Raw genomic sequence first — 12,659 nt, 5'->3', positions numbered from 1 at the left:
GTTCAACTGCCACTACTTCAGTCTTGTGGCTGGTTTCGCTTGATATAGCTTAGGATAAAACGCCGGAGTTCTTTGGCGGCTTTAGTATTTTGTTGTTCACAGATTTGTACAAATTGATCCCGGGTTTGCTTATCAATGCGAATCAGCAACTGGCTGTCTTTTTTGTTTTTTTTACTTTTTGATGGCATGACATTCGGCTTAATCATAGGGGGCGAAATTGTAACCTGTGACACTTTTATGTCAATTTAATGACTGCCTTTTAGGAAATAACAGGGGGCAGAGGTTCAGATTTAAATGGCTGGCCGCAAAGGGGTAAACAGCGCTAAACTGATGTCAGCTCTAACATAATGGAAATAACAGAGAAAACTATGAAAAAACGCACACTCAGTGCTCTTCTGAGCACCTTATTTCTGGCCAGTACAGGGGCTCAGGCACAAGGCGATATGTATGGCCTGTTGGGTTTGAATTATGCCGAGGCAGATCAGGAAGAAATCACAGCCAAAGGGCCGGGTTACAGCTTTGCCATGGGATATGAATTTCATCGCCAATGGTTTGTGGAGCTTGGTTATCAGCAGGTTATCGACGAAGAGACCGATGCCCTTACACCCACAAACCTTGGCAGCGAAGACACCAATAGTGTTACCGGGGATGCCATTTATGCAGCGGTGCTGGGTAAAGCTGCCTCTCAGGCAGGAACGTTATTTTACCGTTTAGGTGTGATGAGTATTAAATGGCAGGCTGACAGCTATTTGCCTGAAGGTGGCGAATGTGCTTCTGGAGCCCGGAGTCAGATTGCTGTGAATGCAACACTTAACGCCACCCGTTGCGCAGTCGATGATACGGTTCTGGCCGGTGTTGTGGGCCTGGGATTTGATTTTACCCTGACCGAGACGGTAGATTTGCGCCTCGAAGCCCAGCATATCCGCGGAGAAGACGATCTTCAGGTGAACCTGGTGCAACTTGGGGTAAGGTATAATTTCTAGACGTTGCCAGGGCATGATGAGCTTCGGTTTTGAATAAAAATATACACCGAATATCAACTAGCCCTGGTTTAACCAATAGTCCCTGTATTGGCGCTCAGGATCATAACGTCGGGCCTGAGCGTCGATATTGAAATGTCGCCCCTGACGGGGATCATGGGCGATACCGGCGATATAACACCAGTTGCCGTAATTGCTGGCTGCATCATAGTCAATAAGTTGATGCTCAAACCAGGCTGCTCCCAGCCGCCAGTCAAGCTGTAATTCATAGATCAGATAAGATGCTACATTTTGCCTGCCTCTGTTGCTGATAAAGCCGCTGCATAACAGTTCGCGCATATTGGCATCGACAAAGTCATTTCCGGTCGTACCCTGACACCACTTCCTGAGAACAGGGGGGGAGGGTTCAGCAGTTTTCTGGCCTGGTTTTGCGTGGCTGGGCTGGAAAAAGTCCTTGCCGGAATTTTTTGCCCGGAAGTGGAAAAAATCCCGCCATAACAACTCAAAGATCAGCCAGTAGGTGGATTCATTTGCTCCGAAGCTGGCTTCATAGGCTTTTACCTGCTGGTAAACGCGTTTTGGTGAAATACAGCCCTGAGCTAACCAGGGAGAAAACTTACTCGAATAGTTTGCACCGAGCATACCATTGCGTGTGTCTTTGTAATGCCTTAGTGCGCGTTGCTGCCATATATACTCTGTCAGACGTTGCCAGCCAGATACCTCACCCCCGGAAAAGTGCAGTACAGCACCGGGCTCGTCTTTTACGCGGCAGGGCAACGGACAGGAAGTAAGGCTCTGTATCGTATTCTCTGCTACCGGCGGTAAACTGGTGGGTTTGTGCAGCGGTATTATATCAGGCCATTTGGCTTCTGCTTTTTTGCGAAAAGGGGTAAAGCTTTCTGGCATATCTGCCAGATTAAAGGGTAAGGATTCTGGCTCAAGCAGTGTTGGCGAGCCGATCAGGCGCAGTGGGAAATGCTCTGCGATTCGCCTGGTTTGCTGCATTTCATACCAGGCAGAGGGGGACTGACGATAGATGCAGATACTTCCTGTTTGCGAGTGGAGCTGGTGAAGTATTTCCAGCAGGTCACCTTTAAGTATCAAAAGCTCTTGCCCCAGGCTGTTCAGAGCTTGCTTAAGTTGAATCAGTGATTCCCAGATGAACCGGGCACGAAAAGGGCCGATGGCTGACCATTCTGACGCCTTTCTGGTTTTTAATTCATCGAATACATAAATACACAACAGTTGATCATGTCTGCTTGCCGCCTGCAGAGCCGCATTGTCATCGACACGCAGATCTTCACTGAACAGCATAACCCCGATATCAGAGTGCATCAGAATAAACTCAATTGATTGGAGGGCGGGGCGGCTTCGGGCCTGTTATGTCGCTTTTTACGATAACGCCGACTGGCATGTTGCTCAACAACGCGCTGGGTTTCCACACTGCAGACTTCTTCACGATAATATTCGAATAGTGTGTTTCTGGCTTGTCGGGCTGCAAGTTCAACATCGACTATGGGCTCAGGGTAGTTGATGTTGCAAAATTCAGGGCTCAGCCAGGGCTTATGATCATTCAGGCGTAAGTTTCGCTTTAGCCACACGATGTTAATCATAATGCGTTCATGTTAGAAAGTAAGTGCTCACTCCATTCCAACAACGCATGCTGGTCTTCTGCGGGCTTTTTGTGCCACTGACTCAGCATCAGTGACATGCGGGGATTGTTGCTGAACCTGTGCTGGTGGCGATGAATGAAGTGCCAGTATAAGGCATTGAACGGGCAGGCCTTATTTCCGGTGGCCTGATTTACGTTATAAACACAGTGCTTACAGTGATTACCCATCTTATTGATATAGCGCCCGCTTGCAGCATAAGGCTTACTGGCTACGAAACCGTCGTCGGCATACAGCGCCATTCCCAGCGTGTTGGGAAGCTCTACCCACTCAAAGGCGTCCATGTACACGGCCAGGTACCAGCGACACACTTGTTTGACATCCAGGGCGCTGAGCAGAGCGAAGTTGCCAATCACCATCAGACGCTGAATATGATGAGCGTAGGCCTGATCCAGCGAGCTTTTAACTGCCTGGCTGATACAGCGCATGTGAGTATTGCCGTTCCAGAACCAGTCTGGCAGTGGCTCGTATGCATTGAGCGCATTTTTACTGGCGTATTGGGGGCCGCACAACCAATAAAGCCCACGGATGTACTCCCGCCAGCCGAGAATTTGTCTGACAAATCCTTCCACAGCATTCAGGGGGGCCTGTCCATTTTCATAAGCTTTTACAGCGGCGCTGCAAACCTGCCTAGGGTTAAGCAGACCTATATTGATATAGGCCGAAAGTAAACTGTGAAATGCCGTGTTGGTGTTGTCGGCCAGGGCGTCCTGAAAATCACCGAACGCAGACAGACGATGATGAATAAAATCATCCAGAGCTTGGCGTGCCTCAGACGACGTTACCGCCAGCGAGAAATTATCAAGTCGGCCTGGATTGTCAGGGAACTTTTCTTGTACCAGTTCCAGCACCTGTTGTGTGATCTCATCCGGGGTAAAGGCTAATACCGATGGAGGCTGCAGTGTGTCCTTCCAGGGCTGACGGTTTTGCTTATCATAGTTGTACTGGCCTCCAACAGGCTGCTTACCTTCCATCAACAAACCGGTGTGCTGTCTTGCCCAGCGATAATAGTGTTCCATTCGTGGGGATTTTCTCCCACTAAACCAGTCCAGCATCTGTTCTCTTGTGAAAATGAAATTGCTGCCTGACAAACTTCTGACTGTAAGCGGCAGTTCCTGTTCAAGATTACCAAGCTCACTGTCAAGCCTGTGTTCTTCGGGTTCAACATAGTGAAAAGCGTTATAGTCGGACTGTTGCAATTGATGCCTGACGAGTTGAGAGACGCTATGGAGGCCGGCTTTGGTAGTTTGCAGATAGTCATAGTAAATGACCTGATAACCGGCTTTATCTAGAGCGTTTGCGAAATGGCGCATTGCAGAGAAAATCAAAGCAATTTTGATTTTATTGTGAGGCACATAGGCCGCTTCATCGGCCAGCTCAGCCATTAATATATGGTCTTGGTTCTTGTTAAGTGCTTCCAGGGCGCTCTGGTGTTGATCTAATTGATCTCCCAGCAGTAATAACAGCTTCGGCATAGTATGCAAATGTGAGTAGATATGACATTTATTCGGTTGTAGTGGCAATGGGGATCAATTATGTTGATACATAATGTTCCGCAGGGGGAAGGGAAAATGAAAAATGATCTCGACAGCAGGTTCGTATTAGCCGTATTTGAAAAGATCAGAGAGCACGGCAAACAGCAGGACGAGCAATATGCACTCGACGGTGTAAAGGCCTGGACCGATTTTGACGGTTACACGGTGTTTATCGAAGATGCCCAGGTTCAGTTACGCTTTGGTTTTCATAATCAGTATCACTTTGAATATGATAAAGCCGAGCACCTTGAACAGTTTGAGAAGAAGTTAAAGCAGATTGCTGAAAAGTATTAATCGACTGAATCAGAGTACAAAATAGTATATGGCCAGATAGTGGCAGGTACAGCCGGCTACCACAAAAAGATGCCAGATAGCATGGGTATACTGATATTGTTTGGCAGTATAGAAACTGACACCGAGACTAAAACAGATCCCACCTGCGACCAGTAGCCATAGGCCACCGGCAGGTAAGGCCTGATACAAAGGATAAATAAAGACTATCGCCAGCCAACCCATCAGCAAATACAGGGTTACCGACAGACGTGGAAAACGATGCCGTGCAAACCACTTAAAAACAACACCAGCCACGGCGATAGACCAGATCAGCACCGTGCCCAGAGTACCAGTCCATCCTCCTACACTGACAAGCATAAACGGAGTGTAAGTGCCCGCTATCAGAAGATAGATTGCGCTATGGTCGAACAGCTTCAGCCAGCCTTTTAGCCTGTGGGCTGTGACGCTATGATAAAGCGTAGAAGTAAGAAACATCAGCAGCAGCGAACTTCCGTAGATGGCTGAGGCAGTAATGCTCAGACTGTCGTCACTGCGTTGTAGCAAAAACACCAGCCCGGCAATGGCAATAACAAACCCCAATCCATGGCTGATTGCATTCAGCCATTCTTCAGTGACGCTGTATGGGCGGGACGGACTGGACACAACTTACCTCCGGTGGCATATAATTGTCTGTTCATATTTCAGCACAAGTATAAGTTTTCAGCGTACAACTGTACACCGAAAACGTAGGTATCAGGTTTGGCACAGTGGCATATTTATATGGTGGAAACCCGACTGGGGCATTGGTACACGGGTATCAGTACGGATCCGGTCAGGCGTTTTGCTGAACATCAGTCAGGTGGCCCCAAAGCGGCCAAGGCGCTCAAAGGAAAGGGCCCGCTGACATTGGTTTATCAGGCGCCGGTGGGTGACCGCAGTCAGGCAAGTCGCGCAGAGTATTGGGTTAAGTCTCTGTCACGAAAGCAGAAACAGTCACTTGTGGCGGGTATACTGGTACTTCCTGAAAGCTGAATAGTTGAAAGCTGAATAGTTGAAAGCTGGCGGGGAGGGCATGGGCCGTAACGGGCTCTACCATTTCATCTGGGCGTAAAAACTGTCAGAATGTCGGTCTCAGGGCCACTGGCCAGAAATTTACTAATCGGAGAAATCCAATATGAAGATAGCCCCTAACGCAGTGGTTACCATGCATTACACTGTCAGCTCTGCCGATGGTGTGCAAATTGACTCCTCTAAAGACGGTGAGCCTATGCGTTTTATACACGGCCATAATTTCCTGATTCAGGGGCTGGAAGATGCATTAGAAGACAAAGCCGTTGGTGATAACTTTGAGGTGCAGGTGGCCCCGGAGCTGGCTTATGGTGAACGCCATGAAGAACTGGTACAGGTAGTGCCTAAGTCAATGTTTGAAGGAATGGACGTCGACGTGGGAATGCAGTTTCGTGCTACCACTGATGATGGTGAGCAATCCGTTGTGGTTATCGATGTGAATGATGATGGCGTGGTAATCGACGGCAATCATCCTTTGTCCGGGGTTACACTGAGCTTTGATGTAGAAGTTCTTGAAGTACGCGAAGCTACAGAAGAAGAACTGGCCCATGGTCATGTGCATGGCGACCAGGGCTGCGATCACTCACACTAAAGCTTAGAGAAGATCTTCCTGCATCACCTCCCCGGTGATGCAGGTCATTTCGCAAATGACTATTTCCAGTCACTCATACCATAGTTGGACATAATCTGCTCCAGTTCGCCAGACGCTCTGAGTTTTGCAGTTCCCTCATCCACCAGTTCTACATAGTCTTTCGAACTCTCCCTGGCAGGGCTGCAGGCTATATACATTTTCGACGGCTCACCCATATCTCCGGCCCGTTTAAACCCACTCACGCCCATGTCCTTCATTTTGGCCGCTAATACGCTGGGAGATTCCACTAACACGTCTACGCGGCCTGCTTTCAATTTTTTAATATTTTTTTCCAGTGCATCATTACCACCAATACCCTGAAAAACCTGAGGATTGTTTGCAACCAACTGATCAAATTCCTCACCGTAAGCATACCCATTAATCACGGCAACTTTCTGGGTTAACAATGAATCATAGCCATTGAATGTCCAGTTGCTGCCTTCTTTGACATAAAAGGCAGTATTATCCAGACCCCAATGTTGCTCGGGGAAAACAAAGTCAGGTGCGTCGTCTTTATAGGCACCTACCACACAGTCAAAATCTCCCTTTCTGACAGAATCAAGCGCCCGTTCCCATGGCATCAGCTTATAATCCACAGTGTGGCCGGCATCACCAAACACACGCTCAGCCAGTTCAATCATAAAGCCGGGTTTAGCTGCGCCTGGCTCACCATTCATAGGGAACCATTCATCGGCGCGAATGCTGACGGTAGCAGCATTTGCGTAAATGCTGATCAGCGATGCGGAAGCAAAAGTCAAAGCGAGTTTTTTCATTGTTATACCTACCAGGTTAGTCACAGGATAGATCCGATATCAGCGTACTGTCGGATTTGGTTTCCTATTGAACATAGGCAGGAAAACCTGAATTATCAATTCGCTGATATTTTTGATGGAATATTCTTACGATTTCGGCCTGGTAGTCGGAATATTTATGTAATTCAAAAGCTTGTCGATAAAAACTTGTATGAACTACTAGGCAGAAGAGGGGGTAAACTGCTATGGTGTGTAATTAATAGCCTGTCGCCATTTTCGGTCCCGGAACATACTAATAAAAAAGACGGTCGATAAATAACGTGGCTGCTAAAAATAATAAATAACAATTGCGCTTTTCATCATCTTTTTGGGGAAACTTGATGAGTAAAATGGGTATGAATACTTCAGCAAGTGAAGTCAGAATGCGACACCGTCGCCAGGCTTATTATCATGGTAAATACCACCGCGAAATTATGATGGTGGGTATTATCGCTCTGGCGTTGGTGGCATTGATTAACTAACTGATACCGATTGCTATAATTATAATCTGTACGTCAGGGTAACTGAGATACGGGTATCTTCCAGATCCCGTGATGCATTGTCCGAATCGCTGTCCAGGTATCTTAAGCTGTACTTCACTTCCAGGTCCGGGTTCATTTCACGGTTGAGACTAAGAGTGTATCTGTTTACTTCCTGATCTGAGCCGCCAGCAATACTGTCAATCTGTGAACGGCTCGTCTGCAGCGTTATCTGTGTGCGTGGGCCGAGACGATAGTTGGCAGACAGTCTGGTCGCACGATTACGCTGCTGTCTTGATGTTTCCACATAGTCCAGATACCCATAGCTGTAATTCGCTGACAGTGTCAGCTTGCGCAGTTCATAGCCCAGGTTAACAAAAGCTGATTTTCTCTGTACAACTTCGTCGGTAATCTCGGCATTCTGATCGAACAGCGTAAAAAACTCTTCATCTACGCCGGGAACATAGTCAGGACTGTCTGGCTGAAAACAATTTTCCAGTACCGGATTACCTAACGGGCACACAAAAACACCGAGAAATTCAGTATCAAGTTGTAACCTGTCGTAGGTTGTCAGCCCCTCTGTATAGCCCATTCGGCTGCGCCAGGCGCGATTATTATGGGTCAGTGCAAAGCTATAATTGTCGCCAAAGAAACTCTTGTCATAGCTGGCCTGAACAGAGGTAAGGCGGCTGAATGCCCAGTCCAGGTCGAAGCCAACAAACTCTTCTTCTTCATTCCGACGTTCAAATTTATTATAGGTGACGGCGATATAACGGCTAGCGGATTCCCGCCATTCCAGACCTGCACCATAGGTCTTAGAGCTCAGATCGCTGGTGAGAAAATCAGACCCCTCAATACGGTTTGATTCATCCGTGCCCCGAACAATAAAGTGCAGGTCACTGTATACGCCAACGCCGACTCTACCGCTCACGGAATTAGATTTGAAATCTCCTTCGGTACGGCGGGTTGTTTCCGAGTATTGACTGCTGATATCCCAGAAAACCCGCTCAAACTCACTACCCTGATATATCCGGCCCCGCAGATTAACACTGTCGTTGTTTAGGCTTCGGTTCTGGTTCAGCGCATCCTGATCGGCCCGGGTCTGATTCGCCCCAGCCACTAGATCCACCCCTAAATAGGCAGGGTTACGACTGGAAAATGAGACGTTACCACTGTCGGTTCTGGTGCTGACAAGTTCCTCCGCATTCAGAATCGGATCCGCTACCAATACGCTGCCAATAGTCAGGGCGCGGTGCTTTTTCGCTGTGTTAAGTTGTAGTTGTAACCGTTGGTCCAGCAATCCCAGGCGGGAATTAAACTGATAATCTGTAAAGCCTTTGTCCAGTTCACTGCTTTGCTTATTCTGCATCACTTCAGTATGTGAAACATTTAACGCCACATTCAGCAGTCTGCTGTTGTAACGGGTTAACAGTGAAGGCTTCAGCAGCAAAGCCTGGTTTTCCAGCTCCCCACGACTGTCTGAGTCTGACTTGTAGTGGGTCGCTGTTGCTTCAATAACAGGTTCAAAAGTCAACTCCGCTGCATGGGTTGCGGTAGCAAGCACAGTGCCACCACACAGCAGTACAATTTTTTGCAGTCCGGGGTTACTTGTTGAAAATGCCACTATCGCCTCCCTGCATAATAATAACCATAGCCATGTTCGCCACTGCGTAAACGCAAAGATTTGTTGACCACAAAGCCTTTAGCCATATCGGGGTCGAGAGTCTCCACCGCTGAACTTAAGTCAGCCAGTTTTGTTTTACTTTCTTCTACAACAATCAATGCCTGGCCCGCTAGATTGGCCAATACAGCGGTCTCATTAATACCCAGCAATGGTGGAGTGTCCACAATAACAACACGATCGGGGTAGCGACTGGCAAATTCCTGAACCGTTTCCTGCATCTTTTCACTGGCCAGCAGTTCCGTTGACAGGTGGTGAGACTTACCGGCGGGGATGACCCGTAGTTTTTCAACATTAGTGTGATACATAACGTTCGCCACATCATCCGTTTCGCCCAGCAAATATTCCATTAAACCATCAGGAGCGGCGTCTATACCCAGTGTCCGCATCACATTCGGGCGTAACACATCTGCATCGACGAGCAGCACCGTTTTATCCTGCTCCAGTGCGATACTGAGTGCCAGATTGACAGCGGAGTAGGTTTTGCCTTCACCAGGGTTGGAACTGGTTACCATAATAATATTGGGGTTATTCAGTGTCTGCGATAGCGGACCAAATGCATTGTTCAATACTTTGCGTTTGATAGCCCTGAACTCTTCACTGACCCGTGAACGGTTTGACGAAGCCGTTACAAAATCCTCTTCGTTCAGGTTAAGCTCAAGCACAAGCTTGTTCTTGTCCCTGGCTGGAGCGGGTTTTGTCGACGGCTCCCCGGTTGGTTCTTTTGCCGGAGTCGCTGCTTCAGTCTTTGGTTCTGGTGCTACTTCAGCCGTTTTCTCCTGCTCTTTCACAACAGAGGCATTCTGCTCAGCTTTGGCTTTTGCCATCGCCGCCTGAGGTGTCGACATACTGTCATCACTGTTGGTATTACTGTTTGCTTCGGCCTCAAGCCTAGCCTTTTCTGCTTCGGCGGCTTTTTTTCGCTGCAAGGCTTTTTCTATTGTACTCATAACCATCCTCCCAGCAGCTGTTTGGGTACGCCACCATAGACCAGTTCAATCCAGGTCAGCAGGGCATAACCAAACACCAGAACCAATGATGATGTTGCAAAAATCCATATTCGTCGGTGATTGACTTTGGTCATACGCTCCGCTTCCTTATGGGATACAGAGCCTAACACCGGAATATTGAAATTCTCTACCAGTTGCTGGTAACTCACCACCACCGGATTAATCTGGCTCACAAGAAACGCTATGCCTAGTCCTGTACCGAACCCAATAATCAGTACACCGGTATATAATATTACCCGCATAGGGCCTGAGGGGTCATTGGGAAGAGTTGGCGGATCAATCACCCTGAACTGAACATCATCAGAAGTGGCTTCTGCTTTTCTTGACAGTTGTGCAGACTCGCGGCGTTCGAGTAGCTCCTGATACTTGTTGCGGGTAATACCATAATCACGGTTTAAACCGGTCAATTCTGCTTCAAGCTCGGGGATCAGATTAATTTTCTCTTCCAGTTGCTGAACATTATTCTCGTAGTTATTAACCCGGACTTTTACCGAGGCAATTTCACTTTCCAGATTAGCCACAGTAATCTTCATCTGCTGGTAAACAGGATTCTGGCCCAGATTACCAAACCGGCTGTAAGAGCCTGAATCTTCCGCTGCTTCACTCATATTGGAAAGCTGTTGACGACGCTGTTCTTTTAACTGGTTCACCAGAGCCTGCGTTTTTACCACATCAGGGTGTTGGTCCGTATAGCGAATCAGCAGTTCGTCTAACCGAGATTCCAGACTGGCAATACGGCTATCGAACTGGGTACTTACACCCTGATTGCCACCCAGCTCAGGGGTAGCGAGACCAAACACAGGCTCTTCACCTGTTAGCTGTGCTCTGGCCGAGGCAAGCTGCGATTCCAGCTCACGTAATCTTAATCTGGCTTGCTCCAGACTATTCCTCTGGTTTTGCAATTCGCTGTAATAATCACCACTGCCGCCGGGCAAAATATTCTGCCGGTTGCGTTTAAAGTCAGCCAGACGTTGTTCTGCTTCTTCCAGGCGCTGTTCATACTCAGCAATTTGCTGATCCAGAAACTCTTCAGCAGAATCACTGCTTTGACGGGTATTGCCCAGATTGGACTCAATAAACTCATTTAGCGTTATCTGCACAATACGTTGTGCCATGGCCGGATTATTGGCCGTGTAGCCAATGGTGTAAATGTTGGCATCGCGGGTGCTGGTGAGCTTTATATTTTCCCGCAACCCGGCAATGACATCATCGAATTCCGCACTGGTTTTGGCCGTAATATCCAGGTCCGCTTCACGAGCAATCTTTTCCAGATTGGGCCTGCTTAACAGGGTTCTGGCTACCAGGCTCACCTGTTGCTCCGGGTTATTATATACCGCCAGCCCACGCAATAACGGCCGTAATAAGCTGGTGGTGTCCACATAGACTCTGGCTGAAGACTCATAGGTGTCAGGTAGCGACACTACATATAGCCAGCCTATGGGACAAATCAGCCAGGATGAAATGAGAATATAACGTTTCTTGATCCAGACCCCTTTTATGTAGGTCTGGATCTGCTCAAGAACTTGTTGAAATCCGATCATATGAATACTACTGCTCTTACGGCTTAGAACCAGGTTTCAGGGATGATCAGAATATCTCCGGGTAAAATATCGACATTGTTACTGATATTCCCATCCCTGACCAAAGCGTCGACATGCACTGAATACTCACGCTGGGTTCCATCGACTACGCGAATCAGTTTGGCGTTATCGCCTGCAGCAAATTCAGTAAGCCCGCCAACGGCGATCATCAGGTCTAGCAGCGTCATGTTTTCCTGATAGTTAACGGCGCGAGGATTAGTAGCTTCACCAATTACCCTGACCTGTTCACTAAATGGGCCTGAAAAGCCGGTCACGCTGACGGTAACAATGGGGTCGCGAATATATTTGGACAGCTCCTGCTCAAGGTCACGGGCAAGCTGCGTAGGTGTTTTGCCGGAAACAACCACATCCTCAACAAGCGATGTTGTGATCTTTCCATCCGGGCGAACAATAAATGAGCCGGAGATTTCCGGATTACGCCAGACAAATATGTTGAGATTGTCACCGGGACCAATCAGATAGTTGTAGTTGTCTATCGATGAAGTCAGTGAAGCGTGGGTGGTTGCTGGAGGCAAACTGCCAGAGCTGCTGCATCCGGCTAATAGTGCGACGAACAAGCACATAACCAGCAGTTGAGTTTTTCTTAGTATTTTCATGTCAGTAACTTCCTTTCCTTTTTCAAGAACTTAGTCTGGCAAAACCATCTGTATTCGCATTACTATACCCAAGTGTCTTCAAAATGCGAGCTTCTGAGTTAACCGGCGCTTTCAATACAATGCACACTGATAAAGGATTATTGTCAATATTTCCCGCCAGTGCGACATAGCAGCAGAAACGCCAGGAGGCTCCCGTAACGCGGGTTTGAAAGTGCTTTGTGCGATCTCAGATGTTGTCGGTTTGGTCCACCAAACTTTTCAATACCTGCGTTGCCAGAAGCACTTTTGCCTCGCAATGGAAACTGTATTTTGAGGTTACCTGAATACATTTAGCACTATAATGC

The 12,659-nt window shown here is 47.9% G+C and carries 15 protein-coding genes; 5 read left to right on the top strand and 10 right to left on the bottom strand.

Annotated elements, in window-relative coordinates:
• Nucleotides 1-17: 17 nt before the first annotated feature.
• Nucleotides 18-188, bottom strand: coding sequence for a hypothetical protein (locus tag CDA54_RS19605; protein WP_180237198.1), 171 nt, complete (start codon nt 186-188; stop codon nt 18-20).
• Between the two features lie 180 nt (nt 189-368).
• Between CDA54_RS19605 and CDA54_RS11655 the strand changes: the two genes are divergently transcribed.
• Nucleotides 369-983, top strand: coding sequence for an outer membrane beta-barrel protein (locus CDA54_RS11655; protein ID WP_180237197.1), 615 nt, complete (start codon nt 369-371; stop codon nt 981-983).
• Between the two features lie 57 nt (nt 984-1,040).
• Here the strand turns inward: CDA54_RS11655 and CDA54_RS11650 are convergent, their stop codons facing one another.
• The 3 genes from CDA54_RS11650 to CDA54_RS11640 are packed head-to-tail and all read right to left on the bottom strand — an operon-like array spanning nt 1,041 to nt 4,125.
• Nucleotides 1,041-2,315, bottom strand: coding sequence for a DASH family cryptochrome (locus tag CDA54_RS11650; RefSeq protein ID WP_099035196.1), 1,275 nt, complete (start codon nt 2,313-2,315; stop codon nt 1,041-1,043).
• The gene (locus CDA54_RS11645) at nt 2,315-2,593 is read right to left on the bottom strand and encodes a hypothetical protein (RefSeq protein WP_099035195.1); all 279 of its coding nucleotides are present in this window, start codon (nt 2,591-2,593) and stop codon (nt 2,315-2,317) included. The genes CDA54_RS11650 and CDA54_RS11645 overlap by 1 nt, the downstream gene beginning before the upstream one ends.
• Complete coding sequence (locus tag CDA54_RS11640; protein ID WP_099035194.1) at nt 2,590-4,125, bottom strand: cryptochrome/photolyase family protein; 1,536 nt, start codon at nt 4,123-4,125, stop codon at nt 2,590-2,592. The genes CDA54_RS11645 and CDA54_RS11640 overlap by 4 nt, the downstream gene beginning before the upstream one ends.
• 96 nt (nt 4,126-4,221) lie before the next feature.
• On the opposite strand from CDA54_RS11640, the gene CDA54_RS11635 reads away from it, so the two are divergent.
• Entirely contained in the window at nt 4,222-4,479 is a 258-nt protein-coding gene (locus CDA54_RS11635; RefSeq protein ID WP_099035193.1) for a DUF3081 domain-containing protein, read from the top strand.
• A gap of 9 nt (nt 4,480-4,488) precedes the next feature.
• Here CDA54_RS11635 and trhA read toward each other — a convergent pair whose 3' ends face one another.
• Nucleotides 4,489-5,121 (bottom strand): PAQR family membrane homeostasis protein TrhA, encoded by a 633-nt coding sequence (gene trhA, locus CDA54_RS11630; protein WP_099035192.1) that lies wholly within the window; start codon nt 5,119-5,121, stop codon nt 4,489-4,491.
• 96 nt (nt 5,122-5,217) lie between these two features.
• On the opposite strand from trhA, the gene CDA54_RS11625 reads away from it, so the two are divergent.
• Nucleotides 5,218-5,490 carry a GIY-YIG nuclease family protein gene (locus CDA54_RS11625; protein ID WP_099035191.1) on the top strand — a complete coding sequence of 91 codons (273 nt, stop codon included), beginning with the start codon at nt 5,218-5,220 and terminating at the stop codon, nt 5,488-5,490.
• Between the two features lie 142 nt (nt 5,491-5,632).
• The gene (locus CDA54_RS11620; protein WP_099035190.1) at nt 5,633-6,118 is read left to right on the top strand and encodes an FKBP-type peptidyl-prolyl cis-trans isomerase; all 486 of its coding nucleotides are present in this window, start codon (nt 5,633-5,635) and stop codon (nt 6,116-6,118) included.
• Nucleotides 6,119-6,177: 59 nt separating this feature from the next.
• On the opposite strand, the gene CDA54_RS11615 is transcribed toward CDA54_RS11620, so the two are convergent.
• Nucleotides 6,178-6,930 (bottom strand): substrate-binding periplasmic protein, encoded by a 753-nt coding sequence (locus CDA54_RS11615; RefSeq protein ID WP_099035189.1) that lies wholly within the window; start codon nt 6,928-6,930, stop codon nt 6,178-6,180.
• 359 nt (nt 6,931-7,289) lie between these two features.
• Here CDA54_RS11615 and CDA54_RS19600 point away from each other — a divergent pair, with 359 nt between their 5' ends.
• On the top strand, nt 7,290-7,430 hold the full coding sequence (locus CDA54_RS19600; protein ID WP_180237196.1) for a hypothetical protein: 141 nt from the start codon (nt 7,290-7,292) through the stop codon (nt 7,428-7,430).
• A gap of 19 nt (nt 7,431-7,449) precedes the next feature.
• Here CDA54_RS19600 and CDA54_RS11610 read toward each other — a convergent pair whose 3' ends face one another.
• Genes CDA54_RS11610 through CDA54_RS11595 form a run of 4 tightly spaced genes read right to left on the bottom strand, consistent with a single transcriptional unit; the run spans nt 7,450 to nt 12,315 of the window.
• Nucleotides 7,450-9,051 (bottom strand): porin family protein, encoded by a 1,602-nt coding sequence (locus tag CDA54_RS11610; RefSeq protein WP_099035188.1) that lies wholly within the window; start codon nt 9,049-9,051, stop codon nt 7,450-7,452.
• A complete protein-coding gene (locus tag CDA54_RS11605) occupies nt 9,051-10,058 on the bottom strand; it encodes an XrtA-associated tyrosine autokinase (protein ID WP_099035187.1) in 1,008 nt (335 codons plus the stop codon). Before CDA54_RS11605 ends, CDA54_RS11610 begins: the two co-directional genes overlap by 1 nt.
• Nucleotides 10,055-11,659 carry an XrtA system polysaccharide chain length determinant gene (locus CDA54_RS11600; RefSeq protein WP_099035186.1) on the bottom strand — a complete coding sequence of 535 codons (1,605 nt, stop codon included), beginning with the start codon at nt 11,657-11,659 and terminating at the stop codon, nt 10,055-10,057. The genes CDA54_RS11605 and CDA54_RS11600 overlap by 4 nt, the downstream gene beginning before the upstream one ends.
• A gap of 23 nt (nt 11,660-11,682) precedes the next feature.
• On the bottom strand, nt 11,683-12,315 hold the full coding sequence (locus CDA54_RS11595) for an XrtA/PEP-CTERM system exopolysaccharide export protein (RefSeq protein ID WP_099035185.1): 633 nt from the start codon (nt 12,313-12,315) through the stop codon (nt 11,683-11,685).
• Between the last annotated feature and the right edge of the window lie 344 nt (nt 12,316-12,659).

Source organism: Lacimicrobium alkaliphilum, from assembly GCF_002591895.1.
Taxonomy (GTDB): Bacteria; Pseudomonadota; Gammaproteobacteria; order Enterobacterales; family Alteromonadaceae; genus Lacimicrobium; species Lacimicrobium alkaliphilum.
Note: the sequence above shows the minus strand (reverse complement) of the source record. Positions and strands in the feature narration are given on the sequence as shown.

Excerpts from the sequence above, each read along its gene's own strand:
- CDA54_RS19605 (WP_180237198.1), bottom strand. The coding sequence starts at position 188 with ATGCCATCAAAAAGTAAAAAAAACAAAAAAGACAGCCAGTTGCTGATT.
- CDA54_RS11655 (WP_180237197.1), top strand. The coding sequence starts at position 369 with ATGAAAAAACGCACACTCAGTGCTCTTCTGAGCACCTTATTTCTGGCC.
- CDA54_RS11650 (WP_099035196.1), bottom strand. The coding sequence starts at position 2,315 with ATGCACTCTGATATCGGGGTTATGCTGTTCAGTGAAGATCTGCGTGTC.
- CDA54_RS11645 (WP_099035195.1), bottom strand. The coding sequence starts at position 2,593 with ATGATTAACATCGTGTGGCTAAAGCGAAACTTACGCCTGAATGATCAT.
- CDA54_RS11640 (WP_099035194.1), bottom strand. The coding sequence starts at position 4,125 with ATGCCGAAGCTGTTATTACTGCTGGGAGATCAATTAGATCAACACCAG.
- CDA54_RS11635 (WP_099035193.1), top strand. The coding sequence starts at position 4,222 with ATGAAAAATGATCTCGACAGCAGGTTCGTATTAGCCGTATTTGAAAAG.
- CDA54_RS11620 (WP_099035190.1), top strand. The coding sequence starts at position 5,633 with ATGAAGATAGCCCCTAACGCAGTGGTTACCATGCATTACACTGTCAGC.
- CDA54_RS11615 (WP_099035189.1), bottom strand. The coding sequence starts at position 6,930 with ATGAAAAAACTCGCTTTGACTTTTGCTTCCGCATCGCTGATCAGCATT.
- CDA54_RS19600 (WP_180237196.1), top strand. The coding sequence starts at position 7,290 with ATGAGTAAAATGGGTATGAATACTTCAGCAAGTGAAGTCAGAATGCGA.
- CDA54_RS11605 (WP_099035187.1), bottom strand. The coding sequence starts at position 10,058 with ATGAGTACAATAGAAAAAGCCTTGCAGCGAAAAAAAGCCGCCGAAGCA.
- CDA54_RS11600 (WP_099035186.1), bottom strand. The coding sequence starts at position 11,659 with ATGATCGGATTTCAACAAGTTCTTGAGCAGATCCAGACCTACATAAAA.
- CDA54_RS11595 (WP_099035185.1), bottom strand. The coding sequence starts at position 12,315 with ATGAAAATACTAAGAAAAACTCAACTGCTGGTTATGTGCTTGTTCGTC.